Source organism: Streptomyces sp., from assembly GCF_035645055.1.
Classification (GTDB): Bacteria; Actinomycetota; Actinomycetes; order Streptomycetales; family Streptomycetaceae; genus Streptomyces.
The window spans coordinates 270,257-288,707 of record NZ_DASQNH010000076.1; the positions used below are offsets into that span (position 1 = coordinate 270,257).

General features: G+C 72.5%; 19 protein-coding genes and 2 pseudogenes. 8 read left to right on the forward strand and 13 right to left on the reverse strand.

Annotated elements, in window-relative coordinates; genetic code table 11:
- Positions 1-55: 55 nt before the first annotated feature.
- Positions 56-415, reverse strand: coding sequence for a metalloregulator ArsR/SmtB family transcription factor (locus tag VE614_RS25345; RefSeq protein ID WP_324941534.1), 360 nt, complete (start codon positions 413-415; stop codon positions 56-58).
- 171 nt (positions 416-586) lie between these two features.
- On the opposite strand from VE614_RS25345, the gene VE614_RS25350 reads away from it, so the two are divergent.
- From VE614_RS25350 to VE614_RS25365, 3 genes and pseudogenes are all read left to right on the forward strand, one after another.
- Positions 587-1,951, forward strand: a complete 1,365-nt coding sequence (locus VE614_RS25350) for an FAD-dependent oxidoreductase (protein ID WP_324941536.1) — start codon at positions 587-589, stop codon at positions 1,949-1,951.
- Between the two features lie 505 nt (positions 1,952-2,456).
- Positions 2,457-2,601: pseudogene (locus VE614_RS25360) on the forward strand (Tn3 family transposase); the annotation flags it as partial.
- A gap of 130 nt (positions 2,602-2,731) precedes the next feature.
- Positions 2,732-3,109 (forward strand): annotated as a pseudogene (locus VE614_RS25365) (hypothetical protein); the annotation flags it as partial.
- Positions 3,110-3,195: 86 nt separating this feature from the next.
- On the opposite strand, the gene VE614_RS25370 reads toward VE614_RS25365, so the two are convergent.
- Positions 3,196-4,227, reverse strand: a complete 1,032-nt coding sequence (locus VE614_RS25370; RefSeq protein ID WP_324941544.1) for a hypothetical protein — start codon at positions 4,225-4,227, stop codon at positions 3,196-3,198.
- Positions 4,224-4,601 (reverse strand): PadR family transcriptional regulator, encoded by a 378-nt coding sequence (locus tag VE614_RS25375; protein WP_324942005.1) that lies wholly within the window; start codon positions 4,599-4,601, stop codon positions 4,224-4,226. The genes VE614_RS25370 and VE614_RS25375 overlap by 4 nt, the downstream gene beginning before the upstream one ends.
- 210 nt (positions 4,602-4,811) lie before the next feature.
- On the opposite strand from VE614_RS25375, the gene VE614_RS25380 reads away from it, so the two are divergent.
- From VE614_RS25380 to tgmB, 3 genes are all read left to right on the forward strand, one after another.
- Entirely contained in the window at positions 4,812-6,116 is a 1,305-nt protein-coding gene (locus tag VE614_RS25380) for a hypothetical protein (protein ID WP_324941546.1), read from the forward strand.
- A gap of 442 nt (positions 6,117-6,558) precedes the next feature.
- The gene (tgmA, locus tag VE614_RS25385; RefSeq protein ID WP_086171039.1) at positions 6,559-6,750 is read left to right on the forward strand and encodes a putative ATP-grasp-modified RiPP; all 192 of its coding nucleotides are present in this window, start codon (positions 6,559-6,561) and stop codon (positions 6,748-6,750) included.
- A 16-nt stretch (positions 6,751-6,766) separates the two neighbouring features.
- Positions 6,767-7,750, forward strand: a complete 984-nt coding sequence (gene tgmB, locus VE614_RS25390; RefSeq protein ID WP_324941552.1) for an ATP-grasp ribosomal peptide maturase — start codon at positions 6,767-6,769, stop codon at positions 7,748-7,750.
- 47 nt (positions 7,751-7,797) lie between these two features.
- Here the strand turns inward: tgmB and VE614_RS25395 are convergent, their stop codons facing one another.
- The 4 genes from VE614_RS25395 to VE614_RS25410 all read right to left on the reverse strand — a co-directional run bounded on the left by VE614_RS25395 (position 7,798) and on the right by VE614_RS25410 (position 11,133).
- Entirely contained in the window at positions 7,798-8,043 is a 246-nt protein-coding gene (locus VE614_RS25395) for a DUF5133 domain-containing protein (protein ID WP_324941554.1), read from the reverse strand.
- Between the two features lie 147 nt (positions 8,044-8,190).
- Positions 8,191-9,957: an ABC transporter ATP-binding protein gene (locus tag VE614_RS25400; RefSeq protein ID WP_324941557.1), complete on the reverse strand. Its 1,767-nt coding sequence runs from the start codon at positions 9,955-9,957 to the stop codon at positions 8,191-8,193.
- A gap of 118 nt (positions 9,958-10,075) precedes the next feature.
- Positions 10,076-10,594, reverse strand: a complete 519-nt coding sequence (locus tag VE614_RS25405) for a hypothetical protein (protein ID WP_324942007.1) — start codon at positions 10,592-10,594, stop codon at positions 10,076-10,078.
- 23 nt (positions 10,595-10,617) lie between these two features.
- Positions 10,618-11,133 carry an ATP-binding protein gene (locus VE614_RS25410; protein ID WP_324941560.1) on the reverse strand — a complete coding sequence of 172 codons (516 nt, stop codon included), beginning with the start codon at positions 11,131-11,133 and terminating at the stop codon, positions 10,618-10,620.
- A 164-nt stretch (positions 11,134-11,297) separates the two neighbouring features.
- Here VE614_RS25410 and VE614_RS25415 point away from each other — a divergent pair, with 164 nt between their 5' ends.
- Together VE614_RS25415 and VE614_RS25420 are read left to right on the forward strand one after the other, a co-directional pair.
- Positions 11,298-11,528 carry a DUF397 domain-containing protein gene (locus tag VE614_RS25415; protein ID WP_324941563.1) on the forward strand — a complete coding sequence of 77 codons (231 nt, stop codon included), beginning with the start codon at positions 11,298-11,300 and terminating at the stop codon, positions 11,526-11,528.
- Between the two features lie 144 nt (positions 11,529-11,672).
- Positions 11,673-12,593 carry a helix-turn-helix transcriptional regulator gene (locus VE614_RS25420; RefSeq protein WP_324941567.1) on the forward strand — a complete coding sequence of 307 codons (921 nt, stop codon included), beginning with the start codon at positions 11,673-11,675 and terminating at the stop codon, positions 12,591-12,593.
- Between the two features lie 12 nt (positions 12,594-12,605).
- Here the strand turns inward: VE614_RS25420 and VE614_RS25425 are convergent, their stop codons facing one another.
- The 6 genes from VE614_RS25425 to VE614_RS25450 form a co-directional block, all read right to left on the reverse strand.
- On the reverse strand, positions 12,606-13,424 hold the full coding sequence (locus VE614_RS25425; RefSeq protein WP_324941570.1) for an SAM-dependent methyltransferase: 819 nt from the start codon (positions 13,422-13,424) through the stop codon (positions 12,606-12,608).
- Positions 13,425-13,573: 149 nt separating this feature from the next.
- Positions 13,574-14,833, reverse strand: a complete 1,260-nt coding sequence (locus tag VE614_RS25430) for an ABC transporter substrate-binding protein (protein WP_324941572.1) — start codon at positions 14,831-14,833, stop codon at positions 13,574-13,576.
- Positions 14,830-15,939, reverse strand: coding sequence for a branched-chain amino acid ABC transporter permease (locus VE614_RS25435; protein ID WP_324941575.1), 1,110 nt, complete (start codon positions 15,937-15,939; stop codon positions 14,830-14,832). Before VE614_RS25435 ends, VE614_RS25430 begins: the two co-directional genes overlap by 4 nt.
- A complete protein-coding gene (locus VE614_RS25440) occupies positions 15,932-16,828 on the reverse strand; it encodes a branched-chain amino acid ABC transporter permease (protein WP_324941578.1) in 897 nt (298 codons plus the stop codon). The genes VE614_RS25435 and VE614_RS25440 overlap by 8 nt, the downstream gene beginning before the upstream one ends.
- Positions 16,825-17,625 carry an ABC transporter ATP-binding protein gene (locus VE614_RS25445; RefSeq protein ID WP_324941581.1) on the reverse strand — a complete coding sequence of 267 codons (801 nt, stop codon included), beginning with the start codon at positions 17,623-17,625 and terminating at the stop codon, positions 16,825-16,827. Before VE614_RS25445 ends, VE614_RS25440 begins: the two co-directional genes overlap by 4 nt.
- Positions 17,622-18,404 (reverse strand): ABC transporter ATP-binding protein, encoded by a 783-nt coding sequence (locus tag VE614_RS25450; RefSeq protein WP_324941583.1) that lies wholly within the window; start codon positions 18,402-18,404, stop codon positions 17,622-17,624. The genes VE614_RS25445 and VE614_RS25450 overlap by 4 nt, the downstream gene beginning before the upstream one ends.
- Between the last annotated feature and the right edge of the window lie 47 nt (positions 18,405-18,451).

Below are 18,451 nucleotides of genomic sequence, written 5' to 3' on the forward strand. Positions count from 1 at the left end.
CGGCCCGGGCAGGCCACCGGCCTCCGTGCGGCCCGCCGGGCGTCGGCCGCGCCGGTCAGTCGTGCGGGGCCTGTCCGCTGACCCGGTGGTCGGCGTGGCTGAGGGCTTCCATGACGAGGCGGCGCAGGTGGCCGTCGCGCAGGCTGTAGTGGATGTGCCGGCCCTCGCGGCGGGAGTCCACCAGCCCGGCGAGCCGGAGCTTGGCCAGGTGCTGGCTGACCGCCGTGCGCGAGGCGGCGCAGCGCTCGGTCAGCGAGCCCACGTCCGACTCCCCCTGCGCCAGCAGCCACAGCAGATGCAGCCGCGTCGGGTCGGCGAGCATCGCGAACACCTCGGTGGCCTCCGCCAGGCGCGCGCCGTCCGGAGGGCGCAGATGCGCGTGGAGTGCGGGTGACACGGGCTCGCGAGCAGGCATGCGTACAGCCTAGAGGGGGCCTCCGCGCCGACCTGGCGCCCTGAAGACTCACTTATTGATCTCATAAGGCAGCCTTATGAGCCCATAGACCGGACCCGCGTACCGACTTAGGCTTGCCTTAGCTTAGGCTTCCCGGCGAGTCGCTTTTCACCGCTCGAAGGGAACCTGATCATGCCCCGGCCTCTGCGGGTAGCCATTGTCGGAGCCGGCCCCGCCGGGATCTACGCCGCCGACGCCCTGCTCAAGTCCGACGTGGCCGCCGAACCCGGTGTGTCCATCGACCTCTTCGAGCGGATGCCCGCGCCCTTCGGTCTGATCCGCTACGGCGTCGCCCCGGACCACCCCCGGATCAAGGGCATCATCACCGCCCTCCACCAGGTGCTCGACAAGCCGCAGATCCGGCTCTTCGGCAACGTCGACTACGGCACCGACATCAGCCTGGACGACCTGCGCTCCTTCTACGACGCGGTCATCTTCTCCACCGGCGCCACGGCCGACCGGGATCTGCCCATCCCCGGCATCGACCTCGACGGCTCCTACGGCGCCGCCGACTTCGTCTCCTGGTACGACGGCCACCCGGACGTGCCGCGCACCTGGCCGCTGGAGGCGGAGAAGGTGGCCGTCCTCGGCGTCGGCAACGTCGCCCTCGACATCGCGCGCATCCTCGCCAAGACGGCCGACGAGCTGCTGCCGACCGAGATCCCGCCGAACGTCTACGAGGGCCTGAAGGCCAACAAGGCCCTGGAGGTCCACGTCTTCGGCCGACGCGGCCCGGCGCAGGCGAAGTTCAGCCCCATGGAGCTGCGCGAGCTGGACCACTCCCCCAACATCGAGGTCATCGTCGACCCCGAGGACATCGACTACGACGAGGGCTCCATCGCGACCCGGCGCGGCAACAAGCAGGCCGACATGGTCGCCAAGACGCTGGAGAACTGGGCGATCCGCGATGTCGGCGACCGCCCGCACAAGCTCTTCCTGCACTTCTTCGAGTCGCCCACCGAGATCCTCGGCGAGGACGGCAAGGTCGTGGGCCTGCGCACCGAGCGCACCGAACTCGACGGCACCGGCAACGTCAAGGGCACCGGCAAGTTCACCGACTGGGACGTCACCGCGGTCTACCGCGCCGTGGGCTACCTCTCCGACAAGCTGCCGAAGCTGCCCTGGGACCTCGACTCGGGCACGGTCCCCGACCAGGGCGGCCGGGTCATGGAGGAGGGCGGCGAACACCTCCGGTCGGTGTACGTCACCGGCTGGATCCGGCGCGGCCCGGTGGGCCTCATCGGCCACACCAAGGGCGACGCCAACGAGACCGTGGCCAACCTGCTGGACGACTTCGCGGGCGGCCGTCTCCAGACGCCGGAGGCGCCCGCGCCCGAGGCCGTGGACGCCTTCCTGGCCGAGCGGAACATCCGCTTCACCACCTGGGAGGGCTGGTACAGGCTGGACGCCGCGGAGAAGGCGCTGGGCGAGCCGCAGGGCCGCGAACGCGTGAAGATCGTCGAGCGTGAGGACATGCTCAAGGCGAGCGGCGCCTAGACACGGACGTCGGCGACGCGCCGACGCCGTCTCGAGCGCCCGGCCGAGGGGCCCGGTGGCTGTCCGCCGGGCCCCTTCGCGTGCTCAGACCATGTCCGGCCGCTCCCGCACGGGCCCGCTCGAACAGCTCGTGCGGCGGGACCGGCGGCAGCAGCCGCAGGAAGGGCGCGTGCAGGTCCTTCCCCGAGGCGGTCGCCAAGTGGGAGGCCAGGTTCCGGAATTCCGGCGGCAGGTGCGGTGCCTTGGCGTCCGGCCACTCGCCGGGCACGAAGGCGGTACGCCCCGCCCTGGCCCGGCGGCCGGTCAGGACCGCACCCGCGGCCACCAGCTCGGCCTGGGCCGGCCTGTGACGAGCCGTGGTCCAGCCGTTCCAGCGGCGGATGGCGGCGTCGGTGGGGCGGGCGAGGGCCAGCAGTTGCAGATCCTCGTCGATCCCTCCGCGCAGATGTCGTCCGTCGGCGGCGAGGGCCGTCAGGGTGCCCGGATGCGGCTCGGGCCGGTACGCCTCGTACGGCGCCGTGGTGCTCTGGACCACCCGGTACATCGACGCCGCCGTCGCCCGACTCCGTGCCGAGGGCCACGAGATCGGGGACGAGGACATCGCCCGCCTGTCCCCGCTCAAGCACCGCAACCTCAACGTCCTGGGCCGTTAGTGGAACTCGACGAGGGCGACGAGGGGTAGCGGGAGCGGACTCCGGCCGGATACGTGCGCTGGCGAAGACGTACCACTCCGGTGTGTAGACGCGCTTGAACCGTTTTTGCGCCCGACGATACTTTCAGCGCTTGACCTTGACGCTCGACCTGTACGGCGTCGTCCTCGTACTGGCACTGCACGCCGCCTGCGTCACCCGACCGCACGTCGTACGCCCCGACGGCTCTCTGCGGATCCGCTACGGAGCCCTCTTCGACCTCGCCGTACCGCCGGACGCGGTCGCCTCGGTCCGGGTCGACCGGCGCTGTCCCGAGGGCCGTCTGATCACCCTCTCCGAGGACGGGGTCCTCGACCTGATCGTGGGCAGCCAGACCTCGGTGACCCTGGAGCTGAACCGGCCACTCCCCTTCACCCGCCCGCTCGGCGCGACGGAAGAGGCCCACACCATCCGCTTCCATGCCGACGACCCGCGCGCGCTGGTCAGCGCGCTCCGTCAGCCCGCCTGAGCACACAGATCGGTTCCGGCCGCACAAACGGAGCGGCTCCCCACGACCTGCGCTCAGCGCTGTGCCGCCCTCTCCCACACCGCCGCTCAGCCCCGCGCCGACTCCGCCGCGTCGTCCCTCGCACCCCGGCCGGCCTCCCGTACGCCGACGACCACCAGCGCCGTCACGAGGAGCCCGAGGACCGCCGCCTGGGCCAGTGCCCCGCCGGTCATCACCGCGGGTGCCACGTCCAGCCACGGGTAGACCGCGGCGACCCGTACCGCGAGCAGCAGCGACCCCAGCGCGGCCAGCGCGAACGCCGGGCCGGGATCGCCCGTCCCCCCGCTGCGGATCCGCCCGGCGAGCCAGGTGAGCGCGCCGGCGGCGAAGCAGGCGGCCGGCGCCCAGACGGCGTCGGCGGCGGTGGGGACGAGCACGATCGAGGCGCCCGTGACGACACAGGAGGCCAGGAAGAGCAGCCCCGGAGAGCCGCCCGGCACGGTGGCCGCCGGGGCGTCCCGGTGGTGGGCGGCGCACAGGGCGAGCGCCGGGAGCCAGGCGAACAGCGCGGCGGTGACCGCGTATCCGGGGTGCGGCGGCGCGGACGCGTCCGCCAGTGGTGCCACGAGCGGCCAGAGCGTGGGGAGCGCGGCCGTCAGCACGGCCGCGCGGGCGAGCCGCCTGCGGTCGTGGACGAGGGCGAACCAGCCCGCGGTCCACAACAGCGGAAGCGTCCACTGGACGACGGCGAGCGCGCCCCGCGCGGGCCCCTGCCCGGTGAAACCGAACAGGAACAGGGCGCCTTCGCCGTCACCACGGCTCGACGCCCAGGTGAGCGCGAGCGCCCAGTCGACGACGGCGGAGGCCGCCTGGAGCAGGACCGCGCAGAGAGCGAAGACGCGCACGGCCGAGCCGAGCCGTGCGTAGCTCCGGGGCGCTCCCGGGGCGCCGAGCCGGGTGCGTACGGCGAGCGCCGCGACGCTCGCGATCTCGCCGAGCGCGGGGCGGCTCTGCTCCTGGGTCTCCTGGTCGATCCCCCACAGGTAGGTCTCGACCATCTCCTCCTCACGGGCCTCCCGGTAGTACGCGGGGAGGAGTCGCAGGGCCGCGCGGTAGCGGGCTTCGAGCAGGGTCGTCATACCAGGCCTCCGGCGAGTCCGGGTCCCGGGGCGGGCGGAAGGCCGGTGCCGGTGGCTCCGGGGGCACGGCGGCCCTCGGCGATCCGCCGCTTGGCGGCTCCGGCACCCGCGGCCAGCCGGTCCGCCTCGGCCTGCAGGGCGCGTACGCCGTCGTCGGTGAGGCGGTAGTAGCGCCTGAGGCGGCCCTGCTGGATCTCCTCGCGGTCCAGGACGATCAGTCCGTCGGCGGTGAGCCGGTCCAGTACGCCGTACAGCGTGCCGACCCGCAGCTGCACCGTTCCGTCCGACAGTTCCTCGACGTCGCGCAGAATCCCGTAGCCGTGCCGTGGCTGATCGGCCAGTGCCGTCAGCACGAAGAACGCCGCCTGCGTCATGCTCCTCGATGCCATGCGGGCATGATATCTCGGATTGCGATATATATCGCGGGGACGAGACACCCGACAGGGGTGAACGGCATTCGACACGGCCCCTGCGGACCTGCTGGGATGCGGGAAGCACACACCGGCCAGGCACCCCGGTTGATCGACATCCGGCCTGGGCACCGATACTGGCAACGCACGACGACCCCACTCACAGATGGACCCATGCCGACCTCCACCACCGACCGCCCCACGACCCCTCCCACGGTGTGGCTGGCTCGCGGCCGCCACGCCGGTGCCGCCGCCGAAGAGGCGCTGCGGCGCAATCTGCGCGACCTCAAAGAGCGCGGCCTGATCCACGACCACATGGAGCCGCCGGAGGCCCAGGGTGACCTGGAGCGGGTCTTCGAGGCGCGCTGGGCGGCCGGCGGGGACGTGACCGTGCGGGCGCGGCTGACGGTCGCGGCTCCGTCGGACGGCGGCCAGGAGTGGGTCCTCGCCGCCGAGGCGGAGGCCCCGTGGGACCTCACGTGGCCGTCACCGGCGACGATGTTCTGGCCCGAGGGCCCCCCGGGCTCGGCGGACTCCAGGGAGTACGGGGAGGGCGGGGAGTACGGGGACTCCGAGAGCACCGGAGCCACCGGCAGTGCCGGAATCGCCGAGGAGACCGGCTGGGACCGGGCGAGCGGGTCCGAGCTGCGGCTGCGGGACATCAACCCGTTGCCCGCGGACGACAAGGACCTCCGGCGCGTGCTGCGCGACGCCGCGCCCGACACCTGGACCATCCATGTCGTGGTGCACGAGGCCATGACCCCCGACGAGCGCGGCCGGCGCCCGCTCACCCCGCTGCTGCCGCCCGGCCTGCGACACCGTGTGGTCGAGCACCGGGCCGCGCCGCACCAGCTGCGTGCCGTGAACTGGGCGCTGCGCGAATTCGGCGTGGAGGTCCCGCGGGGCGGTGCCGTGGTGCTGCCCGGCATCCCGGCCCCCGAGGGCTACGACCGGGGCGGATACTCGGTGCGCACCGTCTTCCTGGACGGCTCCCGGCCGGCCGAGCTGATCGACGCGGTGACGCGTTTCGCCCGCGCGCCGAGGCCGCTGCCGAAGGGGGCCGACGAGGTCCTCACCGCGCTGCGCGAGGACTGGCACCTGCTGACGCTGGAGGAGGAACTGGAGCGGCAGCGCGCTCTCGTGGCCATGTACGCCGAGGCGCTGGAAGCCATGACCCGCTCCCGTGACCTGTACCGGGAGGCCGCCGAGCGGGCCAATGAGGCGCTGGCCGCCTACCGGGAGTCCGCCGACCTGCCCGCTCCCGCCCCGTCGGCGCCGGAGCGGAAGCCGGACACCCGCCCCGTCTCCCCGTTCCAGCAGCTCACCCGCACCCTCGAACGCCTCAGGCCCATCGGCCGGCCCCGGCGGCCCGAGCCCGCTTCGGGCCACGGCGAGAAGACCGGAGCCGGAACCTCGGACACCGGAACCTCGGCGATCGAACCCCCGGACACCGGAACGCCGGGCGTCGACAAGCCGTAGGCGCCGGACCGGGACGGCAGCCCCACATCTCGTTCCGCCCGGGAAGACACACACCTCACCGGCCTCCCCCACCGTCCCGAGCGCCGGCCTGTCCGGATCCGGTCCCGCCCGCGCTCAGGTCGGGACCGGTGAGGCCATAGCGGGGCCATATCAGGGAATGGGGAGAGGGAACGGCCCCACCACGCGCTCCCCCGTACGCTCCGTGCCGTCGCCGGACATCAGGCCGGTCGCCCTTTTCGTATCTCGCCGGACTCAACCGCCGGGCGCCCTGAACCGTCTCAGGTTCAGGGCGCCTCGCTCGCAGAAAAACTACGGAGCGTAAGGAAACCAACCAGGCGTTCGATTCGTATAAGTTCCATGAAGGCCTTGGAGATCCGGTGGGCGATGTCAGGAAGCGGCACGCCGACGGCTTCGCCGGGGCAGCACCGACGAGGGAGAGACGATGCAACCGTTCGCGCTCCACTACGCACGCCCGGCGGCGGAGTTGGACGTCGCCACCCCCTACGCCTATGACCCCGGACGGCAGTTGAACGTGCTCTTCGACGGCCGGATCGCCGCCACCGATCACGCCCTGCTCCGGGAACTGGGGACCACGACGTCCACGGCGGGCTCCAAGACCCACTTCGACGACTGATCACGGACCGTCGAAGATGACCGTACTGATCCTGACCAGCGACCAGGACGTGACGGCCGACATGGTGGTCGTGCACCTCAACGCGTCCGGGGTGCCGGTGGTCCGGCTCGACCCCGCCGATCTGACCGGCGGGGTCTCCCTCTCGGGGGAGTATGTGCACGGCTCCTTCCGCGGCCATCTCCGCGCCGCCGGGCGCCTGGTGGGCATGGACGGGCTGCGATCCGTCTGGGTGCGCCGGCCGGGCGCTCCGGCCGCCCGCGCGGCGGCGCCGTCCCCGTGGCTGACCGAGGAGGCCTCGCAGGCGCTCTACGGCATGCTGCGCGGCACCGGCGCCCGCTGGATGAACCATCCCGACGCGGCCCGCCGGGCCCGTCACAAGCCGTGGCAGCTGCGTCTCGCCCAGCGCAGCGGGCTGCCGGTGCCGGCCACGCTGATCACGACGCTTCCGCAGGCGGCCCGGGACTTCGCGGAGCGTTTCCCGGATCTGGTGGTCAAGCCGGTCTCGGGCGCGCATCCGCAGGAGCCGCCGCGCGCGGTGCCGACCAGCAGGGTGGCGCCGGGCACCGACTTCGCCGCGGTGGCGCTCGGCCCCACGCTGCTCCAGCGCCGGATCGCCAAGCGGGCCGACATCCGGCTCACGGCGGTCGGCGACCGGCTGCTGGCGGCCCGCAAGGAGACCCCGCCGGACGCCGACCCGGACGAGGTCGACGTACGGTTCGCCGCCCCCGCCGCCCCCTGGGCGGCGGCCGAGGTCCCGCCGCGGACCGCCGACGGGGTGCACGCGTATCTGCGCGAGGCGGAGCTGGCGTACGGCGCCTTCGACTTCGTCGAGGACGCCGACGGGACCTGGTGGTTCCTGGAGTGCAACCAGTCGGGTCAGTTCGGATTCGTGGAGGTGGACACGGGCCAGCCGATCGCCCGGACCATCGCCGAGTGGCTGGCCGGACCCGCTCCGGAGCGGCCGGAGCGGGCGTGCGACGCCGGTACCACGGTGTCGTGACCGTGGCACCGGCGCCGCCAGGTGTACGGCGGTGTCGCGGGGCGGGGTCAGACCGCCAGCGACAGGCCGCTGTCCTCGTCCGGATCCGCCGCCCGGCCGTCGGTCAGCAGCAGGGCGTCCGCCTTGGCGATCGCCTCATGGATATCCGTGGTCCCCATCATCACGCAGAGCGTGTAACTGACGTCCTCCAACTCGCGTGCCGTGGCCGCGCTCTCCCGCTCCGCCTGAGCGATCCGCAGGGTCGCGTACCGGGTCAGCAGTTTTCTGACGACCTTCGGGTCCGGTACAAGCACGGGGCGCCCCTCTCTCGGTTTTTCGCTGCGTATGCCCGGTCCATGCCGGACCAATCACCTCCAGGAGGCGCTATGCGCAATTGACGCAATAGCGTTGCTTACCGCCCGGCGCGCGCGGGGCGTGCGCCGGGCGTGCGGGAAGTCTGCTCACGCCGCTTGGCCGCTGTGCAGCGCCGCGTAGGCACCACCGCGGCGGAGCAGCTCCTCATGGGTGCCGATCTCCTGGATCCGCCCGTCCCCCATCACGACGATCCGGTCCGCGCCCCGCACCGTCGACAGCCGGTGCGCGACCACGAAGGTCGTACGGCCGTGCAGCAGCCTCGCGAGCGCCTGCTGGACCAGCGCCTCGGACCGGGTGTCCAGGGCGGAGGTCGCCTCGTCGAGGACCAGCACCCTGGGGTCCCGGATCAGGGCGCGGGCGATGGCGAGCCGCTGCCGCTGCCCGCCCGACAGCCGGGCCCCGTGTTCCCCGACCAGGGTGTCGAGGCCCTTGGGCAGCCGGTCGACGAACTCCAGCGCGTTGGCGTCCCGCAGCGCCGCGCGGACGCTCTCCTCGTCGGCGTCGTCCATGCCGTAGGCGACGTTGTCGCGGACCGTGCCGTCGAACAGGATCGACTCCTGGGGCACGACGGAGACGAATCGCCGGTAGGTGCGCAGGTCGATGCCGGTCATGTCGGCCCCGTCGAGCAGCAGCCGCCCCGAGGTGGGGCGGATGAAGCCGATGACCAGGTTGAGCACGGTGGACTTGCCCGCGCCGGACGCGCCGACCAGGGCGATGGTCTCCCCCGGGGTGACGTCGAGGGTGACGTCGCGCACGGCGGCGCGTCCGCCGTCGTAGGCGTAGCCGACGCCCTCGAAGGTGATGGCACCGCGCAGCGCGGTGACCTCCGTCCTGCCCTCGTTGTCCTCCAGCTCGGGTGCCTGGAGCACCTCGCCGACCGAGCGGACCGACTCCAGGCCCTTGGAGATGATCGGGGTGAGCCCGGCCAGTGTGGTCACGGAGTTGGTGAGGGTGGTCAGGAACGCGCTGAGCATGACGACGTCGCCGGGGGTGACGCCCCAGACGCCGTAGTACGAGATCAGCGCGGCGCCCGCGAGCACCAGGACGCCGACCACGTTGAGCACCACCCAGGCCAGTGAGCCGAAGCGGCCGTTGACCAGGTCCAGGCGCATCCCGGAGGTGAGCAGCCGGCGCAGGGTGCGGTCCATGCGGCGCAGCGCCTTGCCCTCCAGGCCGTGGGCGCGGGTGACCGGGATCAGGCGGGTCATCTCGGTCACCCGGGAGGACAGGGTCTCCACCTCGTGCCGGAAGTGCTCGTTGTGGGTGCGCAGCCGTGACCGCAGCCGGGCGACGAGCAGGGCGGCGGCGGGCACCACGATCAGGAAGACGGGGAGGAACTCGGGGGTGCGGACGGCGATGATGATCAGGCCGCCGAGGAGCACGGTGGTGGCGCCGAGGCCCTGTTCGGCCGTCTGCTGGACCATCTGCTCGACCGTCTCGACGTCCCGGACGACCTTGGCCTGGAGGACACCGGCGCTGACTCGGGAGTGGTAGCCGATGGAGAGCTGCTGCATCCGGGTGCACAGGGCGGAGCGCAGGCCGGTGCCCATGCGGCGGACGCTGCCGTAGAGCAGGCGGACGTAGAGCACGTGCAGCGGGTAGTTGACCAGCAGGATGAAGAGGATGATCCCGGTGCTGGTGAGGAGCCGGGTGACCGGCTGGTGCTGGACGACCGTGTCGATGATCGACGCGGTGATCAGCGGCAGCAGCCAGATGGGGCTGTGCTTGAAGGTGAAGACGCCGACGGCGGCGGCCAGGCGCCTGCGGTCGGCGCGGAACAGATAGGCGAGGGTGCGTATGGGGTGCTCGCCCCGGTAGCGGTGGTCGAGCGGTTTCTCGGGCGGCGACGCCATAGGCGGTGGTCCTCTCCTGTGACCGGTCAGGAAGCGCTTTCTGCCCCGTTCGGCCAGAGGTACACCACGACACGGCGGGAGGGCCGGGGTGTCCGCGACGTGAGGCCCGGCCGTCGCCCTACACGCCCAGGCTGCGGGCGAGTTCGGCGCTGGCGCGGGCCACCTCGGTGTCCTGCTCGTGCACCAGGGACCGGAGGGTGCCGCGCCGCGCGCGCACGGCCTGACGGGCCGCGCGCTCCCACGCCACGGGGTTCTCCCGGTGGTTGAGCAGCTTGGGATAGGCGCTGGCGGTGTCCTCCCACTGCCGGGCCTCGGCGATGCTGGCGAGCAGCCGGATGATCTGGGCGCGGCAGGTGACCTGGGGCAGCTGGGCCAGCTCCCACAGGAAGGGGACGGTGGCGGCCGTCGCCTGTTCCACGACGAAGCCGTACTGGCAGATACGGTTCCGCAGTTCGCCGAGCGCGGCCGTCGCCGTGTCGGCGCTGCCCCGGGCGATGTCGTCGAGCAGTCCGGGAATGGCGTCGGCGGAGCCGGTGGAGTCCTGGATCTCGTGCCACGGCACCTCGTCGAGCGTTCCCAGGATGGTCCGGTGGTGGGTGCGCTCGGTGCCGGGCTGTCCCGTCGGAGCGGTGCGCATGGCGTGGGGCCTTTCCGCAGCGGTCATGGAAGTAAGGAAGTGGTCGACAGCCTGGCCCAGACGGTCTTGCCGGCCGGGGCGTGCGGGGTCCAGCCCCATTCCTCGGACAGGGCGTCGACGATGAACAGGCCGCGGCCGTGTTCCTCCAGGGCGACGGTGGCGTGGGGTGCGTACACCGGCGGGGTGTCGCCGGGGTCGGAGACGGCGAGCGTCAGGTGGTCGTCGGCGCGGGTCAGGCCGAGCCAGACCTCCGAGTCGTCCGCCGGGGCCCGCGGCACGGCGTGCACCACGGCGTTGGCGGCGAGTTCGGCGACCACGAGGACGGCGTCGTCGCCGCGGTGACCGAGCGACCAGTCCCGCAGTGTGTGCCGGGTGAAGGCCCGGGCCTGGGCCACGCCTTCCTCGCTGGTCATGATGCGCAGCGCGGCGGACACCGGGCCGGCCGCACCTCCTCCGGCCTGTTCCGGCGCCATGGCGCCGAGCGGCCCGGAGGTGTGATGCGCGGGTGACGGCACGGCATCTCCCTGATGCGACGTCATGAGGGTGCGTCTCCCCAACGGTTGACGCGCGGTCTATTATCCACGCCGTCGACTGCCGCGTGCAATTGCACGAGAAATTGCACGCATTTCCGGGTAGACAGTCGACGCGTGGGCACAGACCACAGCGAACCCAACGGCACCCCAGGAACCCCAAGGAGCGGTCGATGTCACCTGTACCGAACGGAGTGCGGGCCAGCGCGCTGGACACCCAGTGGATCAAGAGCCGCCACAGCAACGCGGAGGGCAACTGCGTCGAGGTCGCCCCGCTGTCCGACGGCGCCGTCGCCCTGCGCAACTCCCGTGACCCCGACGGCCCCGCCCTCGTCTACACCGCCGCCGAGGTGGCCGCCTTCCTGGCGGGCGCCAAGGACGGGGAGTTCGACCACCTGGTGTGAGGCGCGCGGACGTCAGGCGCGCGCCGGAGTGCGCCGCACTTCCGCACCACTGTCAACTCACCGTGATCTCCGGGCCGATGCGGCACGGAGAAGCGGTACTGCGTTAATCTGGTCATCTCCTCTGCCTGCCTTCCGGGAGTCGGGATGTCCGCCGAGTCGCAACGCGTGGTGCGCCTCCGGCCCTATCTGGACCGGGCCGAACCCGCCCCTACACTGCTGAAGATGCTGGTCGGCGTGCAGTTGGCCGGTCTCCGCGAGGACGCCGGGCTGGCTCAGGACCAGGCGGCGCGGGCCCTCGGATTCAGTGCCGCTAAGCTCTCGCGGATCGAGGCGGGCAAGGGCCGCAGGCCGCCTGCCGAGGCGGACGTCCGGGCCCTGCTGAAGCTGTACGAGGCCGACGAGCACGAGGCCTCCGTCCTGCTGGAGCTGCTGCGCCGGGCCGGGGAGCCGGGCTGGTGGCAGCGGTACGACAAACGGCTGATGCCTGAGTGGTTCGAGCGGCTGGTCGGACTCCAGGAGGCCGCCGCCGCGATCCGTACCTTCGAGATCCAGTACGTGCCCGGGCTGCTCCAGACTCCGGCGTACACCCATGCGGTGGTCCGGCGCGGGCTGCCGGTCTCGTCGGAGAGCGAGGTCCGCCGCCGGGTCGAACTGCGCACCCGGCGGGCGCAGTTGCTGCACCGGCCGGACGCGCCGCAGCTGTGGGCGATCGTCGACGAGTCGGTGCTGCTGCGGGTGCTCGGCAGCAAGGCCGTGATGCGCGAGCAGCTGGAGCACCTGATCGAGATGGCCCAGCGGCCGCATGTCACCGTGCAGGTGGTGCCGCTGGACGTCACGGACGCCTCGGCGCCCGCCATACCCGTCACCTATCTCCGCTTCGGCGGGCTGGATCTCCCGGACGTCGTGTACCTGGAGCACATCCGGAGCGCGAACTTCCTCGAAGACCTCGACGAGACCGAGGAGTACCGCGTGGTCCTCGACCGCCTCGCCGACGAGGCGCTGACGCCCAAGGAGTCGATGACGCTGCTCCGGGAGACGCTGGAGCGGCGCTACCCCGCCGAGTGACGGTTCCGGCCGTCAGGGCTTGCGGGCGACGCCGCCGAACTCGATCCATTCGTGGGTGAGCTGACGGGGCACCACCTCGGAGTCGGGACGCCAGGTGGACACCTCCACCAGACCGGGCTCCATTATCTCCAGGCCCTCGAACCACTCGGCGACGTCCTTCTCCTGGCGGACCCGGCCCCAGTGCCCCTGGGTCGCCTGGTCCATGAAGTCGGTGACGAACGTGCGGACCTCGGGGTCCTCGCTGACGAGCTGGCACATCAGCAGGAAGCTTCCGGGCGCGAGGCGTTCGGTCACCCGGCGCACCACGGCGAGCGGCCCGTCGGTGTCGCTGTCCGGGATGCAGTGGAAGACCGAGTTGAACAGCACGGCGACCGGCTGGCCGAAGTCGATCAGCCGGCGGGTCTCCGGGTGATCGAAGATCGCCTCCGTCTCCCGCATGTCGGCGTGGATGACGGTGGTGCGCTCGTCCTGTTCCAGCAGCGCGCGGCCGTGCACGAGCACCATCGGGTCGTTGTCGACGTAGACGACGTGGGCGCTGGGGTCGTGACGCTGGGCGACCTGGTGGACGTTGTCCTGGGTCGGCAGGCCGGAGCCGTGGTCGAGGAACTGCCGTATGCCGTGCTCGGCGGCGAGCGTCCGCACCACCCGCTGGAGGAAGCGCCGGTTGTTCACCGCCAGCCTGCGGGTGCTGGGCACCACCTTGTCCAGTTCCACGCAGGCCGCCCGGTCCGCGGCGTAGTTGTCCTTGCCGCCGAGGTAGTAGTCGTACATCCGAGCGGCTGTCGGTACGTTGGAGTCGATCTCCGTGGAGAGCTGCTTACCGGTGTTCAATGGATCCCCCAGCTTCGTGCCGCGCAGAGCCGCCTGGCCTCACAGGCTGTACATCCTAGGGATCGGCCGGTCGCCGATGCCAGTGTGTGGGGCAAACCGCCGGGGAAGGTGATCCGGCCGGGACCACCTTCCCAAGCGCCCTGTCGTGTCTACGAGTTGAGGTACTCCTCGACTCCCGGCGCCTCGTGCGCGTCCTCCACGATCACCATGCCGCCGACCGCCTGGGCGTCCGGCTTGAGCACGTAGGTGGAGACGCTGGCGGGGCGGTTCACGTCGGAGAAGTTCTGCGGGGTGCCGAGGCCGGTGTCGGCGTTCTTCTGGGAGCGGTGGGTCTTGACCACGTCCTCGCGGGTCAGGCTGCCCGCCTCGCAGGCCTTCTTCAGGTCCGCGCCGAGAAGCTGGGCGGCGTTGTAGCCGGAGAGCACCCCGGAGTCGACGGGCGAGCCCGGGTACTTCTTCCCGTACGCGGTCACCATCTTCTTCACGCCGGGCAGGTCCGAGCTGACCGCCGGGGCGGCGCTGACGACGTGCAGCATCGCCTCCAGGGCCTTCGCCGCGGGCGTCTTCATCAGCTGCGGCGCGAAGCCGGGGGCGCTGCTGACGATGGGGACCTGGAGGCCGCGCGAGGCGGCCACCCCGGCGAGGGAGGCCGTCTGGGCGGGGCCCGCGCTGATCAGCACGGCCTTCACCCCGGCCTCGCGCAGCGCGGAGACCTGGGCGGACAGGTCGGTGTCGGTGGCCTTGATCTTCTGGTCGACGATCTTCAGGCCCGCGCGCTTCGCCGCCCAGGTGGAGCCCTCCAGGGCGTTGGCGCCGTAGTCGCCCTCGAAGTAGACGTGACCGACCGTGTCGCCCTTCTTCAGGCCCTTGGCGCGGGTGAGGAAGTCGACCGCGGCGATCATGTCGACGTCGTAGGTGGTGCCGAGCACCTGGACGGGGTCCTTGCCGAGCAGGGAGGCGGCCCAGGCCTGCGGGAAGGTCAGCAGCTGGTCGCGTTCGATGTCGTCGATCAGGGCGGCGACCACCGGGGAGCCGATGACCTGGGGCAGGGCGACGACGTCGGTGGAGAGGTCGGCGTACGCGGTGACCGCCTTCTGCACGTCGTAGCCGTGGTCCTCGACGACGATCTCGACCTTGCGGCCGCAGATGCCGCCGGCCGCGTTGGTCTCGTCGGCCCACATCTGCTGGGCCTGGACGATGCTCTTGCCGAGGGTGGCATAGGGGCCGGTGAGGTCGGTCAGAGCGCCCAGCCGGATGCGGTCGTCGGTCACACCGGGGCCGGCCTTGACGCCGTCGGCGGCGTCCGCGGGCTTGTCGCCCTCCGCCTTGGAGCTGCATCCGGTGCCCGCGATCAGCAGTGCCGCCAGGGCGGAGGCGAGCAGGGTCTTGGTGGTGCGGGAGGTGTTCACGGGGTGTGCTCCTTGGGTCGTGCGGGTGCGGCGGACGGGACGGTCGCGGTGGCGGCTTTCGCACGGCGGCCCGTGACGCGGGCGCGCAGCCGCCGGGCCAGGCCGTGCAGGCCGTCGGGGGCGTAGAGGAGGATCAGGACGATCGCGGCGCCGTAGAGGTAGCGGGCGGCCTCGGTGGGACCGACGGCTCCCTCGGTGCTGCCGGGGGCGGCGACCAGCGGCAGATGGTCTGCGTAGCGGGTCATGAGCAGCGGCAGCGCGGTGACGAAGACGGCGCCCGCGGTGGCTCCGGCGACCGAGCCGAGCCCGCCGATGACGATCATGGCGAGGTAGTCGACGGAGAGGGCGAGCCCGAAGTAGTCGGGCACGATCCGGCGGAAGCCGAGCGCCAGCAGCGCCCCGGCCAGGCCCGCGTACATCGAGGAGACGACGAAGGCGGCCGAGCGGTAGCGGGCCACGTCGACGCCCATGACGGCGGCGGCGGTCTCGCTGTCGCGCACCGCCACCAGGGCGCGCCCGGGGCGTCCGCGCAGGATGCCGCGGGCGGTGAACCAGGTGAGCGCGAACAGGGCGAGGCCCAGATACCACAGGCGCTCCTCGGCACCGAACGGCACACCGAGCACGACCAGTTCCGGGTCGGTGTCGGCGAAGGCGAAGCCGCCGAGGGTGAGGGGCGGGACCGAGCGGCCGTTGAAGCCGCCGGTGACGGAGTCCGCGGTGAGCAGCACGTGGTGGCCGAGGAAGACCAGGGCGAGGGTGGCGACGCCCAGGTAGATGCCCTTCACCCGGCCCGCGACCGGGCTGAACAGGCCGCCCGCGGCTCCGGCGAGGAGGACCGCGAGAACGAGGGCTAGCGCGGGCGGCAGGCCCGGTCCGGGCTCCCCGGCCAGCCAGGCGTAGCCGTAGGCGCCGACGGCGAGGAAGAAGGCGTGGCCGAGGGAAAGCTGGCCCGCCGTCCCGGCCAGCAGGCCGAGGCCGACCGCGCCGATGGCCGCGGCCATCGCGAACAGGCCGATCCGCAGCCAGAAGGCGTCCACATAGAACGGCAGGGCGGCGAGGAGCAGGACGAGCGGCAGCAGCCGGCCGCGCTTGAGGAGGTCAGACACGGACCGCTCCCTTCGCGCCGAACAGCCCGGTGGGCCGCACGAGGAGGACGAGCACCATCACCGCGTAGGGGGCGACGTCGCCGAAGCCCTCGCCGAGGACGTGCAGTTCGGACTGGTAGCCGGCGACCAGGGCCTCGGTCAGGCCGATCAGCAGGCTGCCGGCGAGGGCGCCGGGCGGGGAGGCCATGCCGCCGAGGATCGCGGCGGGGAAGGCCTTCAGGGCGATCTGTCCGGTGGTGCGCTCCAGGCCCGGTGCGGGGAACGCGGCGAGGAACACGGCGGCGAGCGCGGCGAGCGCGCCGGCCAGGCACCAGGCGAGCATGCGCACCCGGGTGAGGCGTACGCCCATCAGGGCCGCCGCCTCCAGGTCCTCGGACGCAGCCCGCAGGGACAGGCCCCAGGCGGTGTACCGGAACAGGGCGAACACCGCGCCGATGACGACGGCGGACACCGCTATCGCGGCGAGGCGGCTGTCGGCGACGGTCACCGAGCCGATCCGGGTGACCGAGTCGCCCCACGGATCACCGGTGGAGAGCAGATCGCCGCCGATCCGCCGGGCCAGGTCGGTGACCAGGACGATGTCGACGCCGATGGTGACGATGGTCTGCACATGGGCGGCCCGCGGGTCCCGGTCGCCGCCGCGCAGCAGCAGCCGGTCCATGGCCCCGGCCACGAGCGCCGTGACCAGGACGGCCGCCGCGAGGGCGCCGGCGAAGCCGAGGTCGTCGTGGAGGACGGCGGTGAGGTAGCCGCCGAGCAGCAGCAGCGACCCGTGGGCGAAGTTGAGCACGCCGGACGCCTTGAAGATGACGACGAAGCCGAGGGCGACCAGGGCGTAGACCGCGCCGAGGGCGAGGCCGTTGAGCAGGTGGTCCAGGAAGCCGGTCATGCCGCGTCCTCCCCCGTGTCGTCGGTGCCGAGGTAGGCGCGCAGCACCTCGGGGTCGCGCCGGACCTCCTCGGGAGTGCCGTGGGCGATGGCGCGGCCGAAATCGAGGACGGTGACCTCGTCGGCGAGCCGCATGACCAGCCCCATGTCGTGTTCCACGAGGACGACGGAGAGGCCCAGTCGGGCGCGGACGTCCCTGATGACCTCCGCGGTACGGGTCCGTTCGGCGCCGTTCATGCCGGCCACCGGCTCGTCCAGGAGCAGCACGCGCGGCTCCAGACAGAGGGCGCGGGCGAACTCGACGCGCTTGCGGTCGCCGTACGACAGGACCGCGACGGGGGTGTCGAAGAGGTCGCCCAGTCCGGTCAGTTCGGCGATCTCGCGGGCGCGGTCGCGGTGCGCGCGCTGTTCCCGTACGGCTCCGGGCAGGTGCAGGGCGCTGGCGGCGAAGCCGGCGCGGGTGAGGGCGTGGCGGCCGAGCATCAGGTTGTCGGCGACCGTGCCCTCGGTGGTGACGATGTTCTGGAAGGTGCGGGCCACGCCCAGGCGGGCGATGCGGTGCGGGGCGAGCCGGGTCAGCTCGGTGCCGTCGAGCCGGACGGTGCCGGACGCGGGGCGGCACAGGCCGGACAGGACGTTGAAGCAGGTGGACTTGCCCGCCCCGTTGGGTCCGATCACCGCGTGCACCGAGCCGGGCGCGACGGTGAAGGAGACGGCGTCGAGCGCGGTGAGACCGGCGAACCGGACGGTGACGTCCCGGACGGCCAGCTCGGGGGGCGGTGTGGCGCGGTCGGTCACGCGGCCCCCCGCCCGTCTTCGGACTCGCCCAGGTAGAGGCGGCGTACGGCGTCCGTGCGGGCCAGTTCGCCGGCGGGGCCGGACAGGCGGATCTCGCCGACCTCCAGGACGTAGGCGTGCCGGGCGAGCGCGAGCGCCATCCCGGCGTTCTGCTCGACCAGCAGCACGGCGGTGCCCTGTTCGTTGATCTCGCGGACCACCTCGGCGATCCGGTTCACCATGAGCGGGGCGAGGCCGAGGGAGGGTTCGTCCAGCAGCAGCAGACGCGGGGCGGCCATCAGGGCACGGCCGATCGCCAGCATCTGCTGCTCACCGCCGGAGAGCAGGCCGGCGGCCTGGCCGGTGCGCTCGGCGAGCCGGGGGAAGAGCGCGAAGACGCGGTCGCGGGACTCGCGGACCAGGGCGGGGCTGCGGCGGCCGAGGCCGAGCCCGCCGGTGCGCAGGTTCTCGTCGACCGTGAGTCCGGCGAACACCCGCCTGCCCTCCGGCACCTGGACCACTCCGGCGCGGACCGCGGCGACCGGGTCCTGGCCGTCGAGGCCGGTGTCGCCGTAGCGGATCCGGCCGGCGGTGACCGTCCCGCGGTGCAGGCGCAGGGTGCCGGAGACCGCCCGCAGCAGGGTTGTCTTTCCGGCGCCGTTGGCGCCCAGCAGCGCGACCACGCCGCCGTGCGGGACGGTCAGGGAGACCGAGCGGAGGGCGGACAGGGAGCGGCCGTACGTCACGTCGAGGCCCTCGACATGCAGCGCGGGCTCCTCGTCCGGTGGGCTTTCAGGCATCGCGGCTCCTCGGATCCGTGCCGCACGGGCACGGGCGTTCGGTGGAA